A 24,109-nucleotide genomic window follows, 5' to 3' on the forward strand; every position below is an offset into this window, starting at 1 on the left:
GGGGGAGGGGGCACGGGCTTCTCATGACGCGGCACGGGTGACCTCCACCTGTCCGAGCGCGACCTCGAGGGTGAGGTCGAGCGTGCCCGCCGGGGCCGTGCCCTTCGGCGGGGCGATCGTGCGGGTCGCCTCGCGGTCCGGGGCGATGTCGATGTCGTTGGGCGGGTCGGCCGGGAGGCGCAGGTCGCCGAGCCCCACCTCGGCGCGCACCCTCACGGTCACGTTCTCCGGGACGACGACGTGGAGGCGGCCCGCGCCGACCTCGGCGGTGGTGCGCGCCGTCCGGTTCGCGGGAACGGCCAGCCGGGACAGGTCCAGGGTGCCGACGCCGGTGCCCAGTTCGTACCGGGGGCGCAGGTCCGCCGTGGTCGCCGGCTGCCAGGACGTGCGTATCCACTCCGTGTCGATCTGCCGGGGTATCAGCGACGCGCCCGCCAGCAGCACGGCCGTCAGTACCGTCATGAGGACCGTGCCGGCACCCGTCCGCCCCAGGAACGAACCGGCCACCAGGCCGAGCCCGAACACCACCAGCGCGCACACCAGCCCGATCTGGAAGCAGGCGCCGAGCGGCTGCGACGCCCAGGACAGCCCCGTGCCGAGCCCGCCCGCAACCAGGGCCAGCAGGAGGACCGGGCCGCCGAGGGAACGCGGGCCACGGGCGCGGGCGGCGGCCGCCCCGGCGCTCTTCGCGGGGCGCCGGAGAATCGCGTCCTCCACCCCCGCGCCGTCGGCCGGTCCCCACAGGTACCCGAGCGGCACCGGCCCCGACGTACCGTCCTTGACGATCGGCTCCCGCCACCACGACGGGGACTCCGGCGGCGGCGGCGCCTTGGTCTCCGGTGGCGCCTCCGCCACCGTGTGCCCCGTCGACGGGTCCGCCACCGCCTCGTGGCCGTCGGCCAGCCGGCGCCGCTGCGACCAGACGGCCGCCCCGCTGACGGCGATGATCAGCAGCATCGAGAAGGAGATCGTGCTGCCGTTGCCCAGCATCGACAGGAACAGGCCGCAGCCCACCAGCGCCATGAGCAGCGCGATCAACGAGGCGCCGTCGACCCGGCCCGACACCAGCCGCCGCGCCTCGTTCTCGTCGTCGCCCTCGGCCGTGATGAGGAGCCAGGCGAAGCCGTAGAAGACCAGGCCGAGGCCCCCGGTCACGGCGAGCACTCCGATCGCGACCCGGAAGATCACCGGGTCCAGGTCGAAGTGCCGTCCCAGCCCGCCGCACACCCCCGCCACGACCTTCCGCCGCGTGGTGCGCCGCAGCGGCGGGTGGGGCGGTCCGCCATCGGTCGCGGCGGGAGCGGGGGTCGTCGACGTCATACGTCCATGGTGACGGCCCGTGAGCCACGTCGGCACCTTCCGCGACCCTGGCCCGTCCCTGATATTGCCCCGTCGGCCGCCGCCCCTGGACGAGGGGGTTTCTCAGGGTCGGATGAGGGACGGCCCTGATGTCCGGGGGCGGCCGGCGTGTGACGATCGGGACATGCCAGTCGCCACCCGCCCGCCCGAGACGACCGACGAACCGCCCGTGCGCAAGCTCTACCGCAGCGCCGACGGGCGGATGCTCGGCGGCGTCGCGCGCGGGCTGGCCGGGCACCTCGGACTTCCCGTCATCTGGGTGCGGCTGGTCTTCCTGGCCCTCTTCATCGCCGACGGCCTCGGTGTGCTGGTCTACGCCGTCTTCTGGATCGTCGTTCCGCTGGGCGTCGGCGGCCGGTCCGCCGAGCCGCGCTCCGTCTTCGCGACCACGCCCGACGGCCGGCGCCGGCTCCGCAAGCCCGACAAGGGCCAGATCGTGGCGCTGATCGCGCTCACCGTCGGTGCGATCGGCTTCGTCACCAGCGTCGACCTCGGCGGCGACGCCAACCGGTATGTGTGGCCGACCCTGCTCGTCGGCGTCGGCGTCGTCCTGGTGTGGCGTCAGGTGGACAACGCGCGGCGGGCCAGCTGGACCGAGCCGGGGCGCCGCAAGCGGATCTTCCAGCTCGTGCGGGGCCTGGCCGGCGTCGCACTCGTCGGCATGGGGCTGACGGTCTTCATGGTGGTGCGCGGTTCGGCCGCCCAGCTCGGCACCGCGCTCACCGCCGCGATAGCCGTCCTCGCCGGGATGGCGCTGCTCGCCGGTCCCTGGCTGGTGCGGATGTCGCAGGACCTGTCCGAGGAGCGCACCATGCGCATCCGGGCCCAGGAACGGGCCGAGGTCGCCGCCCATGTGCACGACTCCGTCCTGCACACCCTCACCCTGATCCAGCGCAACGCCGACGACCCCGGCGAGGTCCGCCGCCTCGCCCGGGCGCAGGAACGCGAGCTGCGCAACTGGCTGTACCGGCCGGAGGGCACCGGCAAGGACGAGGACCAGGAGCCGGACACCCTGGCCGAGGCGGTCAAGAAGACCGCCGCCGAGGTCGAGGACACGCACGGGGTGCCCCTGGAGGTCGTGGTCGTCGGCGACTGCCCGCTCGACGAGAAACTGGCTGCCCAGATGCAGGCCGCGCGTGAGGCCATGGTCAATGCCGCCAAGTACGGTGGCGAGGGAGGGGCGGTGCAGGTGTACGCGGAGGTCGAGGGCCGCACGGTCTTCGTGTCCGTACGGGACCGGGGGCCGGGCTTCGACCTCGATTCCGTACCCGCCGACCGGATGGGCGTACGAGAATCGATCATCGGCCGGATGCAGCGCAACGGAGGCACCGCGCGGCTGCGGTCGGTGCCGGGTGACGGCACCGAAGTGGAGCTGGAAATGGAGAGGGCGGACGGATGACCGACGAGAGCGTCACGACGACTGGCGGCGCGGGACGTCGGGTGCGGGTCGTGCTGGTGGACGACCACCGGATGTTCCGCACCGGCGTGCAGGCCGAGATCGGCCGGACCGAGACGACCGGCGTCGAGGTGGTCGGTGAGGCCGCCGACGTCGACCAGGCGGTCGCCGTGATCAGTGCGACCCGCCCCGAGGTGGTCCTCCTCGACGTCCACCTCCCGGGCGGTGGCGGTGTCGAGGTGCTGCGCCGCTGCGCGAGCCTGATGACGGCCCCCGAGAACCCGGTGCGGTTCCTTGCCCTGTCCGTCTCGGACGCCGCCGAGGACGTCATCGGGGTCATCCGGGGCGGTGCGCGCGGGTACGTCACCAAGACGATCACCGGGACCGACCTCGTCGACTCCGTCTTCCGTGTCCAGGAGGGCGACGCGGTGTTCTCGCCCCGGCTGGCCGGCTTCGTGCTGGACGCGTTCGCCTCGACGGACGCCCCGCCGGTCGACGAGGACCTGGACCGGCTCACCCAGCGGGAGCGGGAGGTGCTGCGGCTGATCGCGCGCGGGTACGCGTACAAGGAGATCGCCAAGCAGCTGTTCATCTCGGTGAAGACGGTCGAGTCGCACGTCTCGGCGGTGCTGAGGAAACTCCAGCTCTCCAACCGGCACGAGCTGACCCGCTGGGCGACCGCCCGCCGCCTGGTGTGACGGCTGCCGGACACCGCCAGGGGTATTTGTGATGTAACCGGTACATAGGAGCGGCAACCAGTACGGCACAGGTTCCCTCCTACTCCCCGTGATGAGCCTGACAGGTACTCCCTTCCTCGTGACCGCGGTCGTCCTGGCCGTGGTCGCCGTTCTGCTGCCCCTGGCGCTGTGGAGCCGCGTGCGCGGCCCCGCCCTCGTCCGGGGCGCGACGCGGTTGGGCATGGTCGCCTTCGCGCAGCTCACGGCGATCGTCGTGGTCTTCGTCGCGGTGAACAACGTCAACGGGCTGTACGACAGCTGGGACGACCTGCTGGGCACCAGTGACCACGTCGACTCCGCCATCGACCTCGGCCCCGACGGCCTGGGCGGCAGGCGCATCGCAGACCTGCCGAAGGTCAAGCAGACGTTCAGCCCCGTCGACGACCCCAATGTGGGCCCCGGCGTACGGCGGACCGTCCTCGACGGGCGGATATCGGGGGTGAAGGCCGAGGTGTACGTGTGGCTGCCGCCGCAGTACGACGACCCGGCCCACAAGGACAAGAAGTTCCCCGTCGTGGAGTTGCTCTCGGGTTTCCCCGGCTCGCCGAAGTCCTGGTTCGGCAGCATGCACGTGAGCAAGCAGCTGGAGCCGCTGATGAGGAACGGCACGGTCGAGCCGTTCATCCTCGTCTCGCCGCGCAGCAACGTCCTCGGCCACACCGACACCGGCTGCGCCAACGTGCCCGGCAAGGTCAACGCCGACTCCTGGCTCAGCGTCGACGTACGCAAGATGGTCATCGACAACTTCCGCGCCTCGGAGACGGCCGACGGCTGGGCCGTCGTCGGATTCTCGTCGGGCGCCCACTGCGCCACGAAGCTGACCATCGCCCACCCCGACCGCTACCGGTTCGGCGTCAGCATGTCCGGCTACAACGACCCGGCCGCCGAGCCGTCGTCGCTCACCGCCAAGGACCCCGAGCTGCGGCACGCCCACAACCCCCTCAACATGCTCAGGGCCGCCCCGGTGCCGCCCCGGGTCACGCTGCTCGTCACCGGCGACGGGGGCGACGGCTACCAGCAGGGCGTCGCGCTGCGGGAGGCGTCCAAGGCGCCGACGCGCATCGACGTCCAGCAGGTCTACGGCGGTCACCGCATCAGCACGTGGGTACGGGAGGTGCCGTCGGTCTTCCAGTGGCTGACGCAGCAGTTCCGTGCCGAGGGCGCGGGGGCCGGACGGGGCCCGGGTACCGACGCGGGCCCGGGGGCCGCCGCGGGCGACGGCCAGGACCAGGACCAGGGCCAGGGCCAGGACCGGGGACCCGGCGCGGGGCGTGGCCGGGGCGACGGCGCGGGAATGGCCGCGGGCACGGGCGAAGGGTCCGGCGCCGGGGCCGGGCCGGGCACCTTGTCCGTCGGCGGCCGCCCCTAGCGACCGGGCTGCTGCCGGCGGACGCCGCCGTACGTGGTCGCGCCGCCGCGCGGCGGCGCGCTCAGGCCACGCGGGTCGCGCCCGCCCACGGCATCTCGTCGATCGGCGCGATCCGTACCGGGGCGCCCGGCCGAGGGGCGTGGATCATCTTGCCGTCGCCGACGTAGAGGCCGACGTGGCTGATGCCCGAGTAGAAGAACACCAGGTCGCCGGGGGCCAGCGCGGAGCGGGACACGCGCCGGCCGGCGTCGATCTGGCTGTACGTGGTGCGGGGCAGCGACACTCCGGCGGAGCGCCAGGCGGCCTGGATGAGCCCCGAGCAGTCGAAGGCCGACGGCCCGGTGGCACCCCACACGTACGGCTTGCCCAAGGCTCCGTACGCGTACGAGACCGCCTGCGCTGCCCGCGGGTTGGGCGCCGGGACAGGGGTCCGGGGCGCGCCGCGGGAGTCGCTCCGGGAGGCCCGGGCCGACGTGCCGTCGTACGCGGCGCGCTGGGCGGCGGTGAGCCGGTCCAGGAGCTTCTCGGCGGCGGCGATCCGGCCCTGGACGGTCGCCTTGTGCCGGGCCAGCTCGGCCTGTTGGGCCGTCAGCTCGCGCAGCCGGCCGGTGGCCTCCGCGCGCAGCCGGGCGAGCTCGGTGACCTGGCTGCGCGCGGCGGTGACGGCCGTGGCCTGGCGGTCGCCGACCCGGTCCGCGAGGGCGGCGCCCCGGAGGTACGCGTCGGGGTCGCTGGAGAGCGCGAGCTGGGCGGCGGGGTCGAGGCCGCCGTTGCGGTACTGGGCGGTTGCTATGGAGCCGAGCGCGTTGCGGGCGGTGTTGAGGCGGGCGGTCCGGCGGGCGGCCTCGTCGCGCAGGGCGTCCAATGACGCCTCGGCCCGCTTCACCTGCTCCTTGACGCCGTTGTACCTCTCGGTGGCCTCCTCGGCCTCCCGGTACAGCCGGTCGGCCTTGGCCTTGACCTGGGCGGGGGTGAGGTGGGGTTCGGCGTACCCGGAACCCTCGAAGGCGGTGGCGGCGGCCGCCCCGGCGAGTGCCAGGGTCACGGCCGCGCGGCCGCTCAACGGGTGCTGCTTCGGTTTCCGGTGCGCTGCCACGGGGGCGCTCACTTTCCTTCGGCGGGGTCGGGCCTGGGGGAGGACGCTAAACCTGGGAGTCACGGCCGAGCGGCGGCATGACCGCAATTGGCCGCAAGTGAGGGTTCGGGAGCGGATTCGGAAGGGGCCACGGTCTCGGAATCCTGCATTCCGTATCAGCTGCGACCGATGCGACGAATGAGGCGACCCTGGCCGGAGACCGGTGGTATTGCCCCGGCTAGGCTCCGCCCCATGGACGTACTCATCAATGTCTTCGTCGCGCTGCACGTCATCGGTATCGCCGCCCTCCTGGGTGGATTCCTGACCCAGATGAAGGCGATGGGCGAGGGTGCGGCACGCTTCGGCCCGGCGATGCTGCACGGCGCGCTGACCATGCTGGTCACGGGAGTGGTCCTGGTCGGCCTCAACCAGGCGGACGACCAGACCGTGAACAACATCAAGATCGGTGTGAAGCTGGCCGTCCTGGTCGTCATCCTCGGCCTGGTCTACGTCAAGCGGGACGAGGAGCGGGTCGACAAGGCGGCCTTCGGAGCCGTGGGCGGCCTGACCATGGCCAACATCTTCATCGCCACCCTCTGGACCTGATCGCCCGTCAGGCGCCCCGGGCGGCCGCCTCCTCGATGAGGTCCGCCGCCCGCCGCAGCCCGTCCCGCTCCCGGATCACCGCCCCCGCCGCGGTCGGCCGCTCGCGCAGAGACGTGTCGCCGAACAGCCGCTCCAGGGCGCCGGTCAGCTCCTCGTCCGTGAACCGGTAGGTGTCCAGCCGGGCACCGAAGCCCAGGTCGGCGAGGTCCGGCGGCAGGCTGAAGGCCTCGTCCGTCTCCCGTACGCACGAGTCCAGGCGGTGCCAGTGCGGCGGCAGCACGCGCGCGTAGTCGGCTGCCTCGGGATACACGTACAGGTTCGTGTCCGCCTCGTGGATGAACTCCAGGTCCGGCAGGGGCGGCGCCCCCTGTTCGGTCACCCAGGCGCTGAAGCCGGCCCACAGCTCCCGGCGCGTACGGTCGTACTCGGCCCGGAAGGCCGCCCAGCCGGAGTCGTCGCCGGCCGGGTAACCGGAGAAGGCGTGCGGGACGTTCCGCAAGCCGACCTCCGAGCAGCTCGGTACCTGGATCAAGCCGGTCTGGTGCCGGGGCTCTTGATCTCCAGCGGATTGCAGGAGGTGACCGGAGGAGCTGGTCTCGGGTGCCCGTTACTGCGAGCCTCGGCTGAAGGCGGTACTCCGGAGCGGTGTCCCGTACGAAGTCCTTCCAGAACCGGCCCGCGTCCCCCTCCTCCCCCTGTGGGGGAGGAGCGAGACGGACGAGGTCCTCCTCCAACCCGAGCGCGCTGAGGCCCCCCCGCCAGGACGCCTCGGCGGCGAACATCACCCGGTGGCCACGGCGCCGCAGCACGTCCGCGATCCCGACGCGGTTGTTCGTCGGCCCGTACGCGGTCTCCGGTACGAACAGAACGGTCAGCCGGCGGTGATCGGTCATGGTTCCCCCGCGGTCATGGTTCCCCCGCGGTCATGGTTCCCCCGCGGTCATGTCGGTCAGGTCATGTCAGGCCGGACGCACGCAGCTGTGGATGGGCATGTAGTGGATGGACTCCTCGCGGACGACCTCACCGGGCCGGGGGGCGTGGATCATCCGTCCGTCGCCCCTGTAGACGCCCACGTGGCTGATGTCGTCGTGGAAGAACACCAGGTCGCCGGGGCGCAGGTCCTCCGTCGCGACCCTGGTCCCGGCCCACACCTGCTCCCAGGCCGTACGAGGGAGGTCGACCCCCGCCGCCCGCCACGCGGCCTGGGTGAGCCCGGAGCAGTCGTACGAGCTCGGGCCGGTCGCGCCCCACACGTACGGCTTGCCGATCTGGGCCTCGGCGAAGGCGAGGACCTCGCGGGCCTTGGCGGTGTAGCCGCTGTCGTCCTCCGGGTGCCCGTGCGGGTACGGGTGCGGCTGGGGCTGAGGCTGAGGCGTGGGCGGCGACTGCGCCTCGGGCGGGTGCGGCTGGTGCGGCTGGTGCTGTGGCTGCTCCTGGTGCAGCTCGTGGCGCGTGCGGGCCTCTGCCGCCTCGGCCCGCGCCCGCTCCTCGGCCGTCAGCCGAGCCAGCAGCACCCGTGCCTCTCCCAGCTTCCGCTGCACGGCCTGCTTGGTGGTGCGGAGGGAGGCCTGCGAGGCGGTGAGCGACTCCAGCTTCCGCATCGCCTCCGCCCGCTGCTCCGCGGCCTCGGCCTGCTCGGACCGGTGGTCGGTGAGCGTCTCGTGCCGGTGGTCGGTCAGCCGCGTCCCGTCCACGAGCGCCTGCGGGGCGTCCGGGAAGACCACCGACGCGGTCGGGGCCGGCCCGCCCGAGCGGTACTGGGTGGCCGCGTCGCCGCCGAGGGTGCGGCGGGACTCGTTCAGGACGTCCGTACGCGCGACGTCCGTACGCGCGACGTCCGTACGCCCGGCGTCCGTACGCCCGGCGTCCGTACGCCCGGCCGTGTCGTCGAGCATCCCGCCGGCCCGGCGCCGCTGCTGGTCCGTGGCCTCCTTGGCCTTCTTGTACTGCTGCGTCGCCGTGCCCGCCTGCCGGTAGAGGTCGTCGACCTTTCTCTGTACCTCCTCGACCGTCGGTCCCCGGTCGGGGTCGCCCGGCGCACCCGGCGCGGCGGTCGCGCTCTGTGACGACAGGAGCGTGACCGAGGCCAGGGCGGCGGCCGTCGTGACCCCGACGGCGGGGGAGTGGGCATGCAGGGTCTGCAAGGTGCGCGTTGTGCGCGGCTTGCGATGCGACGCCAAGGCCGGCATCTCCTTCCGTGGACCGCCTACCGGGTCAGCTGTCAGGTTCGGGCGGAACTGGAAGGTGCCCTACGGCCGTGCCCGAGCGGCTGCAGGCCGATTCACCTCGGTCGTACGTGGTGGGTCCCCGGTTCCGAACTGCCGTGGAGGCAGCACGAATTCGGCGTGGGCGATCCGATTGGCGTGGTTCGCCGAAGAGAGAACGGACCGCTTGGGCGAGCACGCTAGCCAACCTGTGGTGGTGCTGTGAAGGTTGATGTTCGATATGCCCGATACGTATTCGTGACCTTGGCGTGATGTCGTCGACTCGGTACGGAGCGTGACGAATCGGGCCTGTTCTCGGCGCATCCGCCGTTCGTCCACGGCTGTCAGTGGGGCGGCCTAGACTCGATAGGCGATGAGCAGCCTCTTTGACGACAGCTTCCTGGCGGACCTCCGGAACCACACCTCCGAGGAGCCCCCGCCGCCCGAGGACTCCGAGGGCCCCGGGCACGGCCCGGCCGCGGAGGAGGTCCCCCACGACCTCTTCGGGGACCGCTTCGACGTGCCCCCGGCCCGGGACGCCCACTACCGCGACGGCGCCCCGCGCCCCGTCGTGGACCCCGCCGCGCTGCTGGAGGGGCTGAACGACCAGCAGCGCGCCGCCGTCGTGCACACCGGCTCGCCGCTGCTCATCGTCGCCGGTGCCGGGTCGGGCAAGACCCGGGTGCTGACCCACCGCATCGCCCACCTGCTGGCGACCCGGCACGTCCACCCGGGCCAGATACTGGCGATCACCTTCACCAACAAGGCCGCCGGCGAGATGAAGGAGCGCGTCGAGCAGCTCGTCGGCCCGCGCGCCAACGCCATGTGGGTCATGACCTTCCACAGCGCGTGCGTCCGCATCCTGCGCCGCGAGTCGAAGAAGCTCGGCTTCACCTCGTCCTTCTCGATCTACGACGCCGCCGACTCCAAGCGGCTGATGGCGCTGGTCTGCCGCGATCTGGACCTCGACCCCAAGCGCTTCCCGCCGAAGTCGTTCAGCGCCAAGATCTCGAATCTGAAGAACGAGCTGATCGACGAGGAGACCTTCGCCGACCAGGCCGCCGACGGCTTCGAGAAGACGCTCGCCGAGGCGTACCGGATGTACCAGGCGCGGCTGCGCGAGGCCAACGCCCTGGACTTCGACGACATCATCATGACGACGGTCCACCTGCTCCAGGCGTTCCCGGACGTCGCCGAGCACTACCGCCGCCGCTTCCGCCACGTACTCGTCGACGAGTACCAGGACACCAACCACGCCCAGTACACGCTCGTACGCGAACTGGTGGGCACCGGTTACGAGGACCTGGACCCGGCCGAGCTGTGCGTCGTCGGTGACGCCGACCAGTCGATCTACGCCTTCCGGGGTGCGACCATCCGCAACATCCTCCAGTTCGAGGAGGACTACCCGGAGGCGACCACGATCCTGCTGGAGCAGAACTACCGCTCCACGCAGACCATCCTCTCCGCCGCCAACGCCGTCATCGAGCGCAACGAGAGCCGCCGTCCCAAGAACCTGTGGACCAACGCCGGCGAGGGCGCCCGGATCATCGGGTACGTCGCGGACACCGAGCACGACGAGGCCCAGTTCGTTGCCGACGAGATCGACCGGCTGACGGACGCGGGCGAGGCCAAGGCCGGCGACGTCGCCGTCTTCTACCGGACGAACGCCCAGTCCCGTGTCTTCGAGGAGATCTTCATCCGCGTCGGCCTGCCGTACAAGGTCGTCGGCGGAGTCCGCTTCTACGAGCGCAAGGAGGTCCGGGACGTCCTGGCGTACCTGCGCGTCCTGGCCAACCCCGAGGACAACGTCCCGCTGCGCCGCATCCTCAACGTTCCCAAGCGGGGCATCGGCGAGCGCGCCGAGGCGATGATCGACGCGCTGGCGCTGCGCGAGAAGATCACCTTCCCGCAGGCGCTGCGCCGCGTCGACGAGGCGTACGGCATGGCGGCCCGGTCGGCGAACGCCGTGAAGCGGTTCAACACGCTCATGGAGGAGCTCCGCACCATCGTGGACTCGGGTGCCGGCCCCGCGGTGGTCCTGGAGGCCGTCCTGGAGCGGACGGGATACCTCGCCGAACTCCAGGCCTCCACCGACCCGCAGGACGAGACCCGGATCGAGAACCTCCAGGAGCTCGCCGCCGTGGCCCTCGAGTTCGAGCAGGAGCGGGGCGAGGAGCCCGGCACCCTGGCCGAGTTCCTGGAGCAGGTCGCCCTCGTCGCCGATTCCGACCAGATCCCGGACGAGGACGAGGAGGGCTCCGGCGTCATCACGCTGATGACGCTGCACACCGCCAAGGGCCTGGAGTTCCCCGTGGTGTTCCTGACCGGCATGGAGGACGGTGTCTTCCCGCACATGCGCGCCCTCGGCCAGACCAAGGAGCTGGAGGAGGAGCGGCGGCTGGCGTACGTCGGCATCACGCGTGCCCGCGAGCGGCTCTATCTGACACGGTCGACGATGCGCAGCGCGTGGGGCCAGCCCTCGTACAACCCGCCGTCGCGGTTCCTGGAGGAGATCCCGGGGCAGCACCTGGAGTGGAAGCGCACGGGCGCGATGGCCAAGCCCGCCGGACCGACGTCCGGGATCGCGTCGTCGCTGTCCTCGTCGCTCTCGTCCCGGTCGCGTTCCGGCGGCCCCTCCGGCTTCGCCACCCGGCGTACGACGGACAAGCCGGTGATCTCGCTGGCGGTCGGGGATCGGGTGACGCACGACCAGTTCGGGCTGGGCACCGTGATGGCGGTGACCGGGGTGGGCGCGGACGCACAGGCGACGATCGACTTCGGGGACGAGAAGCCCAAGCGGCTGCTGCTGCGGTACGCGCCGGTCGAGAAGCTGTAGGAGCCGCTCGGCCGGTGAGCGTGCTCAGCCTGCTCAGCTGGTGAGCGTGCCCAGCCGCTCAGCCTGCTCGGCCGGTGCGCCTGCTCAGCCGGTCGGGTCGAGGCCGTGGCTGCGCAGCCACGGCAGCGGGTCGATCGCGGCGCCGCCGCCGGGCCGTACCTCGAAGTGCAGGTGCGGTCCGGTGGAGTTGCCGGAGTTGCCCGAGTAGGCGATGACCTCACCGGCCTTGACCTCGCCGGACCGGATCTTGGTGCTGCTCAGGTGGCAGTACCAGGTCTCGGTGCCGTCCTTGGCGGTCACGATCGCCATGTTCCCGTACGCGCTGTTCCACTGGGTGCGCACGGTGCCGTCGGTCGCGGCCATCACCGGGGTCCCGTACTGGACGGGGAAGTCGATACCCGTGTGCAGGGACATCCAGTTGACGCCTGCCTGCCCGTAACGGGCGCTGAGCTGGTGCAACTCGACGGGGAGGGCGAACTTGGGGCGCAGCGCCTCCTTGCGGGCCGCCTCCTCCTCGCGCTTCTTGCGCTCCGCTTCCTGGCGCGCCTTGAGGTCGATGCGCTCCTGGGTGCGGCTCGCGCGGTCGCCGAAGTCACGGGCGTCGGCGCTGAGCGCGGCCAGCTGGGTGTCGAGCTCGCTGTTGGCGACGACCGGCTGGACCGAGGCCGGGTCGGCGGCGGTCACCGCCTTCTCGTCGCTCTTGGTCTCGCCGGTGGCGCTGCCCGTGAGGCCGCTGACGGACGCGGCGGCGATACCGGCGACTCCCATCACACAGGCGGAGGGCACGGCGACGGTGAGGAGCGCGGAACGCTTGGCGGGGGTGCGGCGACGGCCGCGGCTGCCGCCACCACCGCCACCGCCTGAGCGGCGGCTGGGGCGGGGGACGACAGGCGCGAGTGCGGTTTCGGTGAGGCTTTCGTGCAGGTCCTCGGGTTCGGCCCCGGGCTCCGCCTCGCCCTCGGGCTCGTACGCCGCTTCGTGTTCGGCCGCGAGCTCGTGGGCCGACGGGGACTCCGTCTGCGGCTCCGGCGTGGGCAGCTGGTCCGCGGCCGCGTAGTCGTACTGCTCGGGGACGGTGAACGTCCCGGTCGGCGCGGTGGCGTAGTTCCAGGCGCTGGCGTTGTAGGCGCCGGTTTCGAAGGAGGCGGCGGCCGCCGTCGCGCCCGGGGCCATGTTCCACTGGCCGGTGGCGTCGTGCGCGGCGCTCGCCTCGCTCCAGGCGCCGGCGCCCCACTGCCCGGTGTGGGCGGAGTACTCGACGTACCCGGTCGTGTCCGTGGTGGCCCACTGCTGGGTGGCGGTGGCGGCGGCCCACTGCGTGGTGTCGTACTGGCCGCTGTGGTCGGCGGTGTAGCCGACGTGGTAACTGCCGCTGCCTTCGTAGGTGTTCTCGTACGTGCCGGGAAGAGCGCCGAAGAGAGGATCGGTGGCGAAGCTGCCGGTCTCCAGGCTGCCGGTCTCGAAGCTACCCGAGGAATAGGCGTCGTCTCCGACGTACCCGGCGTGGGGGTGCTGGTCGTTCACCAACTTCTCTCTCGCCTCGGCAGCAGGACCAGGTCTGGGCAGGCCCCGGTGACGGGGGACCCAGAGGGGAAAGCAGTGGGCGCGACTGTACCCGGCGGTATGCGCAACCGACAATCTTCCGTGGGTTTTGGCCCCCTGGGAAACGGGCATTCGGCCGCCTTTCGGCGGAGTGTGGGCAGAGCTTTGGCTCTACGTTCGAGAGCTGTTCGAAGTTTGGTCGAGTCGCGTCAGGCTACGGACGCGGAATCAGATGTTCCGGCGGTCGTCCCGTCGGACTCCAGCTCCAGGACCTGGCGGATGCCGGCTGCGACCGCCGGGTGCACGGGCAGGGCGAGATGGCCGATCCCGGTGACGCGGACGTTCTGCGCGATCAGGTCCGGATGATCGATGCGCGCCGTCTCCACGGGCACCATCCACTGGTCCAGATCGCTCCAGAAGCTGACGAAGCGCGTACGGCAGTCAGGCGCCGGCTCGCTCAACTCCCGCAGAACGGACGAGCCGGGACGCATCTGGCGCACCAGCGGGTGCGCGCCCGCGAGCGGCGCGACCGTCGTGCCGGAGTGCGGCGTCCCGAGGGTGACCAGAGTGCGCACGCGGCGGTCGCCGCCCAGTCGCTGGACGTAGTAGCGGGCGATCAGTCCGCCGAGACTGTGGCCGACGATGTCGACCTCGCGCTGTCCCGTGCGGTCACAGATCTCCTCGACGTGGCGGCCGAGCAATTCGGCGGCGGCGCGGATGTCGCAGGTGAGCAGGGAGTAGTTGAGCGACTCCACCTGACGGCTGCCCTGCCGGGCGAGGGACCGGCGCAGCAGCACGAAGACGGACCGGTTGTCCACGAACCCGTGCAGCAGCACGGTCGGCGGGTGGGGGGCGGCGCCGACGGGGAGCGGCCGCCGTTCCGGTGCGATGCCCGTGGGGTACAGGACCAGATGGCCGGCGAGAATCGCCAGCTCCAGGGCCGTGGCCTTGATCAGCGCGGCGGACAGCCGTAACGGGAAGAAGGGCAGCAGCTTCCAGGGCAACAGGACCTTCACGGCCGACCTCCGAACTGGGGTGCCGTCCCGGAGGGCGAGGGCGATGCGGCCGTACCCCGCGCCGCGCGGCCGGCGGCACGGGGATACGACGACCTCGTGGCGGCTCCCGTAGCGATCGTCCCGGCTTTCCTGTGGCCGCTGGGCCGTCCGATGCGGGTACGACGCGTAGCGAACATGTCCCACGTGTGATTTCCCCCTCCCTGTCCACCGCGAAACGGCCGGTTGCGGGATGCTGTCGATAACGTTCGTTCACCTCCCCGGCATACAGGTACGGGGGACGCATGTGGAGGCAGTGATGGGTGTGACCGGTCCGATCCGCGTGGTGGTGGCCAAGCCGGGTCTCGACGGCCACGATCGCGGCGCGAAGGTGATCGCGCGGGCGCTGCGTGATGCCGGTATGGAGGTCATCTACACCGGCCTCCACCAGACGCCGGAACAGATCGTCGACACGGCGATCCAGGAGGACGCGGACGCGATCGGTCTGTCGATCCTGTCCGGCGCCCACAACACGTTGTTCGCGAAGGTGCTCGAGCTCTTGAAGGAGCGCGACGCGGAGGACATCAAGGTGTTCGGCGGCGGGATCATCCCCGACGCGGACATCGCGCCGCTGAAGGAGAAGGGCGTGGCGGAGATCTTCACGCCCGGCGCCACGACGGCGTCGATCGTGGACTGGGTCAACGCCAACGTCCGCGTCTCCGCCGAGGCGTAACCGGCTCCCCCGGGGGGCTCCCCCGGGGGGCTGCGCCGTGCGGGGCGCGCCTGCGGAGCGTCTGCGGGGTGCCCGCCTGCGGCATCTGCGGGGTGCCCGCGTGGGGCATCTGCGGGGGTGCCTGTGCGGTGGTGCGTCCGCGGTGGTGCGCCTGCGGGGTGCCCGCGTGGGGCATCTGCGGGGGCGCCTGTGCGGGGGTGCGTCCGCGGGGTGCCTGTGCGGGGTGCCCGTGCTGGTGGGCCGGGTTCCCGTGCCGGTGGGACGACCCCGCCGGGGGCGGTGGGCCCGTCCGGCCGCGTGCCCCGGCCCGGCGCCGCGTGCCCTTACCGGCGGCGGGCGTCCCCGGCGCGTGAGCCTTCGGGCCTGCCCGGGGTGGTGCGTCCGGCCGTGGGTGGCCTGCGGGCCGGCCCAGCGGACGCGCCCGCCTGCCCGGGTGTGGCCACGGGGCAGGCCCCGGAGGCGGCAACCGCCCGGGCGCGGCCCTTCGGGCGCGGCCCGGCGCGTACGCGTGCGGTCGGGGCCGCTCCGGGGATCGTGTCCTGGGTTGTCCCCCTCGCAAGTTCGGTCGTTCGACGCCCAGAACACGACCCACTGCGCGTCCCCCTTCGGGGACGAGCCGAGGACCGTTCGCTGGGGACCCGCGCGAAACCCCGGCCGCCCCCCGTGCAGCCGGCGTTCACCCCGTCACGGGTCCGCCAGGCGCACCAGCTCCCGGTTCGGGGAAGGGGCGGGTCAGGTGGCCCCGGGGCGGACGCCCCGGAGTTCCGCCAGCATCGCCGCGCGGAGCCGCAGCGTGGCGACCAGGCGCTGGAAGGCCTCCGACCAGTAACCCCCCGCCCCCGGCGACGCGCCCTCCGGTTCGTCCGGGACGGCTGTCAGGAGCTCCAGGCGGTCCGCCTGGCCGGGGTCCAGGCAGCGTTCGGCCAGGCCCATCACGCCGCTGAAGCTCCAGGGGTAGCTGCCGGCGTCGCGGGCGATGTCGAGCGCGTCGACCACCGCGCGGCCGAGCGGCTCGGCCCAGGGCACCGTGCAGACGCCCAGCAGCTGGAACGCCTCCGACAGTCCGTGCGCCGCGATGAAGTCGGCCACCCAGCAAGCCCGTTCGCCTCCGGGCAGGATGGACAGGAGCTTCGACCGCTCGGCGAGCGATGAGGTGCCCGGGCCGGTCGCCGGAGGAGTCGTGGGCGTGCCGAGCAGCGCGCGGGCCCAAGCGGGGTCCCGTTGCCGCACCGCGGCGCGGCACCACGCGGCGTGCAGTTCGTCGCGCCAGTCGTCCGTGACCGGCAGGGCGACGATCTCCGCGGGCGCGCGGCCGCCCAGCCGTGACGACCAGATGGCGAGCGGGGCCGATTCGACCAACTGGCCCAGCCACCAGGACCGTGCACCCCGGCCCGTCGGCGGGTCGGGCAGGACGCCGTCGCGCTGCATGCCGGCGTCGCACTCGTGCGGGGCCTCGACCGTGATCACCGCCTCCGCGCCCGTACGGTCCAGGCCCACGCAGCTGGACGCCCGGTCGGCCATGCGGCGGGCGAACGCCGAGTGGGGCAGGGCGGAGAGCAGCTCGGCGGCGGTCGAGCGGACGTTGCGGCTGCGGTCGGAGAGCGCCTGCTCCAGGAACGGCTCGTCGGCGTCGGACAGTCCCGTACGAAGCGAGTCGAGGAACATCAGCCGGTCCTCGGCCCGTTCGGTGGACCAGGTCGAGGCCAGCAGGGCGGCCGCTGTGGCCGGATCGTGTGCCCGTACGGCTCCGAGCAGGGCGACCCGCTCGGCGAACAGGCCCTCCTCCCACAGGTGCCGCACGGCGGCCTCGTCCGCGGGGTCGGGCAGCGCGGTGCCCCCGGAGGCGCCGCGCAGCGCGAACCGCCACTCCGGGTTGAGCCGTGCCAGCCACAGACCGCGCGGTCCGGCGAAGACCAGCGCGGCCGGCCGCAGATCGGTGCGGGCCCGTGCCGCGTCCAGCAGGGCGGGCAGCGCGGACGCGGGCGCCCGGTAGCCGTGCTCGTTGGCGGCGGCGAGCCACTGCGGGAGCAGCTCCGTGAGGTCGGGCGCCGCGCCCCGGCGGCCGCCGCCGGAGGACCCGCCGGAACGGTCGGCGAGCAGCTGGGTGAGCCGGCGCCGGGCGGTGTCCGGCAGCGGTGGCCGCTCGTCGTGCGGCGCCGGCTCGGGCAGGTCGGCGGCGGGTCCGGGGAGCAGGCCCGCCCGGCGCCGCACGGTGTGCACGGCGGCGGCGTCCAGCAGTGCGACCGGAGCGTCCTTGCCGGGCGACCGCGCCAGGACGTCGGCGGCGGGCGCGCGGCGGTCGGTGCCGAGCAGCGCCGAGGTGACGAGGTCTTCCCAGGTGGTGGTGGTCATCGTGCTCCTCCGTACGTCAGGTCAGCGCGACCGTCTCGGGCGTGTCCGCGGACCAGGCGGTCAGCGGGGTGAAGCCACGGTGCCCGCACTCGCCGAACACCGAGACCGGCCGGCCGCCGGAGAGCGCGGCCAGCCGCCACAGGCCGGGCCGGGCGAGAGCGGCCGGGGCGACCGGCAGCGCACCCCCGCCGTCCGCGTCGGTCACCTGCCAGGTACCGCCCTGGGACGGCACCGGTATGACCCCGGTCAGCGTCACCGGCCAGGACTCCAGCCACGGGTCGTCCCGCAGGGCCGTCCCGTACGCCGCGAGCGCGTCGGCCGTCGACCCGCCCGGCGGCGGCCCGGCGTCGGGCGCCGGAACCGAGTACTGCTCGCCGAGCTCGGCCCGCAGCTGCCCGGCGCCCGCGTACGGCCGGACGTCGGCGTCGATCACCACGCCCACGGGCAGGGCGAGCCCGGGTGCGCGACCGGCCGCGCCGAAGGACAGCAGCAGCGCCGCCCGCCCGCTGCCCTTTCCGTACAGCCAGACGCGGCGTGTGGTCAGCTTCCCGTCCGAGGTGTCGTACTGGGCGAGGACCGACCAGTGGTCGCGCACCGCCGGGCCGTCGGCGGGTGCCGTCAGCCCGATCCGGGTGCGGACCGTCGCGGCCAGCGGCTCCGGCAGCCGCTCGATGTCCAGCCACGCCCGGTCGAGCAGATGGGTCAGGGAGCACTCCTCCAGCAGCCGCACCGGCCAGCCGGGTCCCGAGCCCGGTATCGCCCCCAGCTCCCTGACCCGGCCGGCCAGGCCGGGCGCCTGTGCGTCGACCATCCGGGCCGCGGTCTCCTCCCACAGCCCGTACCCCGCCCGGTCGGCGGAGGCCAGCCCGCCGCGCAGCAGGTCGGCCAGCCGCTGCTCCAACTCCTCGGCGCCCGCGCTGATCCGGGCGGCCCGCTGCTCGGCCCGGCGACGGGCCGCCTCGGGGTCGGCGCTCTTCGCGGGTGAACCGTCGCCCGCCTCACCTCCCTGTGCCCCCGCCGCGCGTGCGCGCCGTCCCGCCAGCCACTGCTCCGCCCAGTCCGGCACGTCGGAGCCGTGCACCGGCTCCCCGTCCGCCGCCCAGAGAAGCAGCAGCCCCAGCGCGTGTTTGCACGGGAACTTCCGGCTCGGACAACTGCACTTGTACGCCGGCCCCGTGGTGTCGACGATCGTCTGGTACGGCTTGCTTCCGCTGCCCTTGCACAGCCCCCAGACCGCGCCCGAGCCGTCGCTTCCGCCGCCCGACCACGGCCCGGCCGTGCCGAGCTTGCTGCCCGCCCTGCGTGAGGCGTCGTCAGGAGCCAGAGCCAGCACCTGTTCCGCCGTCCAGCGCACCCCCTGCTGATTCATGGGAACGACGGTAGGGGCCCCCACTGACAATCGGCTCTGACCAGCGGATTCGCCGGGACGCCAGCGAGTTGACTTTGCTTTCCCTTTACTGTTTTCTGCCTGTGACGCAGTCAACTCACCCGGGGGGTCAGCATGAACCGCATCAGCGGCACCAGCCGCGCCAGTCGCTCCATCGCGTCCGCGCTCGTCGCCGGTGGGCTCGTCTTCGGACTCGGCGCCTGTTCCGAGATCAAGGACGAGGCAGCCAAGCAGGTCGAGAAGGAAGTGAACGAGCAGTACGAGGTGACGTACGAGATCACCGGCAAGGGCATCGACTCGATCGACTACCACGTCGACGGCGGGGACATGACGAAGCCCAAGGTCGAATCCGTGCAGAAGCCCGCGCTGCCGTGGAAGAAGACGGTGAAGCTCCGCGGTCTGCTGCCGCCCGGCGTGCTCCCGGTCGCGGTCGACCCCGCGGGCGTCGAGATGACCTGCAAGATCATCTACCAGGGCAAGGTCATCAAGGAGGAGACCGCGAAGGGCATGGCCGCGGCCACCGGCTGCATCGCCGTGTCGCCGGTCGCCGGCTGACACCCCGCCAACTCTGCTCGGACGTCGGCCGTTTCTGCCTCTGAGCTGCGGAAACGGCCGATTGTCAGTGGCATGGTGCACGGTGGATCCCACACCCGGTCGAACGTGATCTGGAGGGGGATCCATCACCGTGCCCGCAACCACCGAAGCCACCGAAGAAACCACCGAGACATCCCACGGCGAGGCTCTGCGCCCGCACGCCGAGGACGCGTTCGCGCACGAACTGAAGGCGCTCGCCGCGGCCGACGACCGGCCCCGCCCGGTCCGCTGGCGGCTGTCGCCGTGGGCCGTCGCCACCTATCTGCTCGGTGGCACGCTGCCCGACGGCACCGTGATCACACCGAAGTACGTGGGACCGCGCCGGATCGTCGAAGTCGCCGTCACCACCCTCGCCACCGACCGCGCCCTGCTCCTGCTCGGCGTCCCCGGCACCGCCAAGACCTGGGTCTCCGAACACCTCGCCGCCGCCGTCAGCGGTGACTCGACCCTCCTGGTGCAGGGCACGGCCGGCACCCCCGAGGAGGCCATCCGGTACGGGTGGAACTACGCGCAGCTGCTTGCCCACGGACCCAGCCGGGACGCCCTCGTACCCAGCCCCGTCATGCGCGCCATGTCCGACGGCATGACCGCCCGCGTCGAGGAGCTCACCCGCATCCCGGCCGACGTGCAGGACAGCCTGATCACGATCCTGTCCGAGAAGACACTGCCGGTCCCCGAGCTCGGCGAAGAGGTCCAGGCGGTCCGCGGGTTCAACCTCATCGCCACCGCCAACGACCGCGACCGCGGCGTCAACGACCTGTCCAGCGCGCTGCGCCGCCGCTTCAACACGGTCGTGCTCCCGCTGCCCGCGACCCCGGACGCGGAGGTCGACATCGTCTCCCGGCGCGTCGACCAGATAGGGCGTTCCCTCGACCTGCCGGCGGCACCCGAGGGCATCGACGAGATCCGCCGGGTCGTCACCGTCTTCCGTGAACTGCGCGACGGCGTGACGACGGACGGCCGCACCAAGCTCAAGTCCCCGTCCGGGACGCTGTCCACGGCCGAGGCGATCTCGGTCGTCACCAACGGCCTCGCCCTCGCCGCCCACTTCGGTGACGGCGTGCTGCGCCCCGGCGACGTGGCGGCCGGCATCCTCGGCGCCGTCGTCCGCGACCCGGCGGCCGACCGTGTGATCTGGCAGGAGTACCTGGAGACGGTCGTGCGCGAACGGGACGGCTGGAAGGACTTCTACCGCGCGTGCCGGGAGGTGTCGGCATGACGGGGACCACCGGGCCGCTGCTCCTCGGCGTCCGTCACCACGGCCCGGGATCGGCCCGCGCGGTCCGGGCCGCGCTCGACGCCGCGAAGCCGCCGGCCGTGCTGATCGAGGGCCCGCCCGAAGGGGACACCCTCCTGCCGCTCGCCGCCGACGAGCGGATGAGCCCGCCGGTCGCGCTGCTCGCGCACGCGGTGGACGACCCCGGGCGCGCGTCCTTCTGGCCGATGGCCGAGTTCTCCCCCGAATGGGTCGCCATCCGCTGGGCGCTCGACCACGGGGCCGCCGTCCGCTTCATCGACCTGCCCGCCACCCACACGCTCGCCATGGCGAAGGACCCCACCTGGACGGACGGCGAGGGGGAGGAGGTGGACGGCGGCGAACCGGGCGATCAGCGGCACGGACTGCGCGTCGACCCCATCGCCGTGCTCGCCGAGACCGCCGGGTACGACGACCCGGAGCGCTGGTGGGAGGACGTGATCGAGCACCGCGGCACCGGATCCGCACCCAACGGGCCACCGGGTCCCGGCGACCACGACCCGATCGCGGTCTTCACCGAACTCGCCGGCGCCATGGCCGCCCTGCGCGAGGCCTACGGACACGGCGGACACGACCGCGACCTCATCCGTGAGGCCTACATGCGGCTCCAGATCCGCGCCACCCGCAAGACCCACGGGGACGGCGTGGCCGTCGTCTGCGGCGCCTGGCACGTGCCCGCCCTCGCCGAAAAGACCACCGTCACCGCCGACCGGGCCCTGCTCAAGGGGCTTCCCAAGGTCAAGACGGAGATCACCTGGGTGCCCTGGACGCACCGCCGTCTCGCCCGGCACAGCGGTTACGGCGCCGGTATCGACTCGCCCGGCTGGTACGGGCATCTGTTCAGCGCCCCCGACCGGCCGGTCGAGCGCTGGATGACCAAGGTCGCCGGACTGCTGCGCGACGAGGACCGGATGGTCTCCTCCGCCCACGTCATCGAGGCCGTACGGCTCGCCGGGACGCTCGCCGCGATGCGCGGGCGTCCCCTCGCGGGGCTGACCGAGACGATCGACGCCGTGCGGGCGGTGATGTGCGACGGCTCCGACGTGCCGCTCGGACTCATCCGGGACCGTCTGATCATCGGCGACGCGCTCGGTGAGGTTCCCGACAGCGCGCCCGCCGTGCCGCTGCAACGCGACCTCACCGGACTCCAGCGGACCCTGCGCCTCAAGCCCGAGGCACTGGAACGCGAACTCGACCTGGACCTGCGCAAGGAGACCGACGCCGCGCGCAGCCGGTTGCTGCACCGGCTGCGGCTCCTCGGCGTCGGCTGGGGCGAACCGGCCGCCGGGCGCGGCAGCACCGGCACGTTCCGGGAGAGCTGGCGGCTGCGCTGGGAGCCCGAGCTGCACGTCCGGGTCGCCGAAGCCGGCGTCTGGGGCACCACCGTGCTCGCCGCCGCCACCGCGAAGGCCGAGTCGGACGCCACCTCGGCGACCGTGCTCGCCGAGGTCACCGCCCTGGCCGAACGGTGCCTGCTGGCCGGACTGTCCGACGCGCTGCCCGTGGTGATGAAGGCCCTCGCCGACCGGGCCGCGCTCGACGCGGACGTCGGGCACCTCGCCCAGGCCCTGCCGGCGCTGGCCCGCTCCTTGCGGTACGGCGACGTACGGTCCACGGACACGGCCGCACTGGGCGAGGTCGCCACCGGACTGGCGATGCGGATCTGCGTCGGCCTGCCACCCGCGTGCACGGGTCTTGACGCGGACGGCGCGGCCGAGATGCGCGGCCACCTGGACGCCGTCCACACCGCGATCCGGCTCCTGCCCGACGCGAAGGACGAGAACCGGGACGGCACGAGGGGCGCCGAGGACGAGAACCGGGACGGCACGAGGGGCCCCAAGGACGAGAACCGGTACGGGACGCGGGACGGCGCGGAGGACGTCGCCGGGCGCTGGGCCGGGGTCCTCGCGAAGCTCGCCGGGCGGGACAGTGTGCCCGGCGTCATCCGCGGACGGGCCGCCCGGCTGCTGCTGGACGACGGGCGGCTCGCGGAGGACGAGGCGGCGCGGCTGATGGGGCTCGCCCTCTCGCCCGGCACGCCGCCCGCCGAGGCGGCCGCCTGGGTCGAGGGGTTCGTCGGCGGGGGCTCGGCCAACCCCGGCGGCGGCATGCTGCTCGTGCACGACGAGCGGCTGCTCGGGCTCCTCGACGCCTGGCTCACCGGGGTCCCCGCGGAGGCGTTCACCGATGTACTGCCGCTGCTGCGGCGCACGTTCTCCGCGTACGAACCGGGCGTCCGGCGCACCCTGGGCGAGCTCGTGCGGCGCGGCCCGGCGGGCGGGGGCCCGGCCCGGGCGGACGCGGGGCCGCCCGGCTTCGCGCCGGGGCTGGACGAGGCACGGGCGGACGCGGTGCTGCCGCTGCTGCGCATGCTGCTGGACACGGCAGGCATGGACGACGACGAACTGCTGGGGGCGGGGAAGTGAGTGACGACGAGCGGCTGCGGCGCTGGCGGCTGGTGCTGGGCGGGGGAGCGGCCGACGGGACGGGGTGCGAGCTCGCCGGGACCGACGCGGCCATGGACGGCACCCTGGCCGCGCTGTACGGGGAGAAGAGCGGCCAGGGGCGTGGTGGACGGGACCGTTCGGCGGGGCTCGGGGCTTCGGCGCCGTCCGTCGCCCGCTGGCTCGGCGACATCCGCACCTACTTCCCCAGCTCGGTCGTCCAGGTGATGCAGCGGGACGCGATCGACCGGCTCGGCCTGTCGGCACTGCTGCTGGAGCCCGAGATGCTGGAGGCCGTCGAGGCCGACGTCCACCTCGTCGGCACCCTCCTCTCGCTCAACAAGGCGATGCCCGAGACGACGAAGGAGACGGCACGGGCCGTCGTACGCAAGGTCGTGGACGACCTGGAGAAGCGGCTCGCCACCCGTACCCGCGCCACGCTCACCGGCGCGCTCGACCGCAGCGCCCGCATCAGCAGGCCCCGCCACCGGGACATCGACTGGGACCGCACGATCCGGGCGAACCTCAAGAACTACCTCCCCGAGTACCGCACGATCGTGCCCGAGCGGCTCATCGGGTACGGGCGGGCGGCCCAGTCCGTGAAGAAGGACGTGGTGCTCTGCATCGACCAGTCCGGTTCGATGGCGGCGTCCGTCGTGTACGCCTCGGTGTTCGGAGCCGTGCTGGCCTCCATGCGGTCCATCGCGACCCGGCTCGTCGTGTTCGACACGGCCGTGGTCGACCTCACCGACCAGCTCGACGACCCCGTGGACGTCCTGTTCGGCACCCAGCTCGGCGGCGGCACGGACATCAACCGGGCGCTGGCGTACTGCCAATCGCAGATCACGCGCCCGGCCGACACCGTCGTCGTCCTGATCAGCGACCTCTACGAGGGCGGCATTCGTGACGAGATGCTGAAGCGGGTGGCGGCGATGAAGGCGTCGGGCGTGCAGTTCGTGGCACTGCTCGCGCTCTCCGACGAGGGGGCGCCGGCGTACGACAGGGAACACGCGGCGGCGCTCGCGGCGTTGGGCGCACCGGCGTTCGCCTGCACCCCGGACCTTTTCCCGGAGGTGATGGCGGCGGCGATCGAGAAGCGGCCGCTTCCCATACCGGACATGGTGACCCATCAGTAACACGGGACTTGCGTCAACCCGGGCTGCTCGTGCGAGCATCAGCGCGACGTACGCGGAAGGCGATGTTCCGCGCAGGGGGAGGATTCGGACAC

At 72.8% G+C, this 24,109-nt stretch carries 18 protein-coding genes and 1 riboswitch; of the genes, 10 read left to right on the plus strand and 8 right to left on the minus strand.

Translation table 11 applies throughout. The annotated features are described in order from the left end of the window. Positions 1–21: 21 nt before the first annotated feature. Positions 22–1,320: a PspC domain-containing protein gene (locus tag ABT360_RS02210; protein WP_351809304.1), complete on the minus strand. Its 1,299-nt coding sequence runs from the start codon at positions 1,318–1,320 to the stop codon at positions 22–24. Between the two features lie 163 nt (positions 1,321–1,483). Between ABT360_RS02210 and ABT360_RS02215 the strand changes: the two genes are divergently transcribed. From ABT360_RS02215 to ABT360_RS02225, 3 genes are all read left to right on the plus strand, one after another. Then, positions 1,484–2,758: a PspC domain-containing protein gene (locus ABT360_RS02215; RefSeq protein WP_351809307.1), complete on the plus strand. Its 1,275-nt coding sequence runs from the start codon at positions 1,484–1,486 to the stop codon at positions 2,756–2,758. Further along, positions 2,755–3,453 carry a response regulator transcription factor gene (locus ABT360_RS02220; protein ID WP_351809310.1) on the plus strand — a complete coding sequence of 233 codons (699 nt, stop codon included), beginning with the start codon at positions 2,755–2,757 and terminating at the stop codon, positions 3,451–3,453. The genes ABT360_RS02215 and ABT360_RS02220 overlap by 4 nt, the downstream gene beginning before the upstream one ends. Positions 3,454–3,544: 91 nt before the next feature. Then, complete coding sequence (locus tag ABT360_RS02225; protein WP_351809313.1) at positions 3,545–4,861, plus strand: alpha/beta hydrolase; 1,317 nt, start codon at positions 3,545–3,547, stop codon at positions 4,859–4,861. A gap of 61 nt (positions 4,862–4,922) precedes the next feature. Here ABT360_RS02225 and ABT360_RS02230 read toward each other — a convergent pair whose 3' ends face one another. Beyond that, the gene (locus ABT360_RS02230; protein ID WP_351809316.1) at positions 4,923–5,957 is read right to left on the minus strand and encodes a C40 family peptidase; all 1,035 of its coding nucleotides are present in this window, start codon (positions 5,955–5,957) and stop codon (positions 4,923–4,925) included. A 231-nt stretch (positions 5,958–6,188) separates the two neighbouring features. On the opposite strand from ABT360_RS02230, the gene ABT360_RS02235 reads away from it, so the two are divergent. Further along, entirely contained in the window at positions 6,189–6,542 is a 354-nt protein-coding gene (locus tag ABT360_RS02235) for a hypothetical protein (RefSeq protein WP_351809319.1), read from the plus strand. Between the two features lie 7 nt (positions 6,543–6,549). On the opposite strand, the gene ABT360_RS02240 is transcribed toward ABT360_RS02235, so the two are convergent. After that, complete coding sequence (locus ABT360_RS02240; protein WP_351809321.1) at positions 6,550–7,074, minus strand: hypothetical protein; 525 nt, start codon at positions 7,072–7,074, stop codon at positions 6,550–6,552. Positions 7,075–7,501: 427 nt separating this feature from the next. Further along, positions 7,502–8,731 carry a C40 family peptidase gene (locus ABT360_RS02245; RefSeq protein ID WP_351809324.1) on the minus strand — a complete coding sequence of 410 codons (1,230 nt, stop codon included), beginning with the start codon at positions 8,729–8,731 and terminating at the stop codon, positions 7,502–7,504. Further along, a riboswitch (cyclic di-AMP (ydaO/yuaA leader) is annotated at positions 8,730–8,898 on the minus strand. It overlaps the preceding gene by 2 nt. A 221-nt stretch (positions 8,899–9,119) precedes the next feature. Here ABT360_RS02245 and pcrA point away from each other — a divergent pair. After that, positions 9,120–11,582, plus strand: a complete 2,463-nt coding sequence (pcrA, locus tag ABT360_RS02250) for a DNA helicase PcrA (protein WP_351809327.1) — start codon at positions 9,120–9,122, stop codon at positions 11,580–11,582. 84 nt (positions 11,583–11,666) lie between these two features. Here pcrA and ABT360_RS02255 read toward each other — a convergent pair whose 3' ends face one another. Continuing rightward, positions 11,667–13,106 (minus strand): M23 family metallopeptidase, encoded by a 1,440-nt coding sequence (locus ABT360_RS02255; protein ID WP_351809329.1) that lies wholly within the window; start codon positions 13,104–13,106, stop codon positions 11,667–11,669. A gap of 227 nt (positions 13,107–13,333) precedes the next feature. Next, positions 13,334–14,140 (minus strand): lipase family alpha/beta hydrolase, encoded by an 807-nt coding sequence (locus ABT360_RS02260; protein WP_351809332.1) that lies wholly within the window; start codon positions 14,138–14,140, stop codon positions 13,334–13,336. A 295-nt stretch (positions 14,141–14,435) separates the two neighbouring features. Here ABT360_RS02260 and ABT360_RS02265 point away from each other — a divergent pair, with 295 nt between their 5' ends. Then, a complete protein-coding gene (locus ABT360_RS02265; RefSeq protein ID WP_073753619.1) occupies positions 14,436–14,849 on the plus strand; it encodes a cobalamin B12-binding domain-containing protein in 414 nt (137 codons plus the stop codon). A 732-nt stretch (positions 14,850–15,581) separates the two neighbouring features. Here the strand turns inward: ABT360_RS02265 and ABT360_RS02270 are convergent. Continuing rightward, entirely contained in the window at positions 15,582–17,201 is a 1,620-nt protein-coding gene (locus ABT360_RS02270; protein ID WP_351809335.1) for a DUF5691 domain-containing protein, read from the minus strand. A 16-nt stretch (positions 17,202–17,217) separates the two neighbouring features. After that, a complete protein-coding gene (locus tag ABT360_RS02275) occupies positions 17,218–18,570 on the minus strand; it encodes an SWIM zinc finger family protein (RefSeq protein WP_351809338.1) in 1,353 nt (450 codons plus the stop codon). 132 nt (positions 18,571–18,702) lie between these two features. Between ABT360_RS02275 and ABT360_RS02280 the strand changes: the two genes are divergently transcribed. From ABT360_RS02280 to ABT360_RS02295, 4 genes are all read left to right on the plus strand, one after another. Beyond that, the gene (locus tag ABT360_RS02280; RefSeq protein ID WP_351809341.1) at positions 18,703–19,143 is read left to right on the plus strand and encodes an MmpS family transport accessory protein; all 441 of its coding nucleotides are present in this window, start codon (positions 18,703–18,705) and stop codon (positions 19,141–19,143) included. Between the two features lie 124 nt (positions 19,144–19,267). After that, complete coding sequence (locus tag ABT360_RS02285) at positions 19,268–20,401, plus strand: ATP-binding protein (protein WP_444852165.1); 1,134 nt, start codon at positions 19,268–19,270, stop codon at positions 20,399–20,401. Further along, on the plus strand, positions 20,398–22,863 hold the full coding sequence (locus ABT360_RS02290; RefSeq protein WP_351809347.1) for a DUF5682 family protein: 2,466 nt from the start codon (positions 20,398–20,400) through the stop codon (positions 22,861–22,863). The genes ABT360_RS02285 and ABT360_RS02290 overlap by 4 nt, the downstream gene beginning before the upstream one ends. Further along, the gene (locus tag ABT360_RS02295) at positions 22,860–24,017 is read left to right on the plus strand and encodes a VWA domain-containing protein (protein WP_351809349.1); all 1,158 of its coding nucleotides are present in this window, start codon (positions 22,860–22,862) and stop codon (positions 24,015–24,017) included. The genes ABT360_RS02290 and ABT360_RS02295 overlap by 4 nt, the downstream gene beginning before the upstream one ends. Positions 24,018–24,109: the final 92 nt, after the last annotated feature.

The sequence above is a fragment of the Streptomyces sp. NPDC000229 genome (genome assembly GCF_040300825.1).
Classification (GTDB): domain Bacteria; phylum Actinomycetota; class Actinomycetes; order Streptomycetales; family Streptomycetaceae; genus Streptomyces.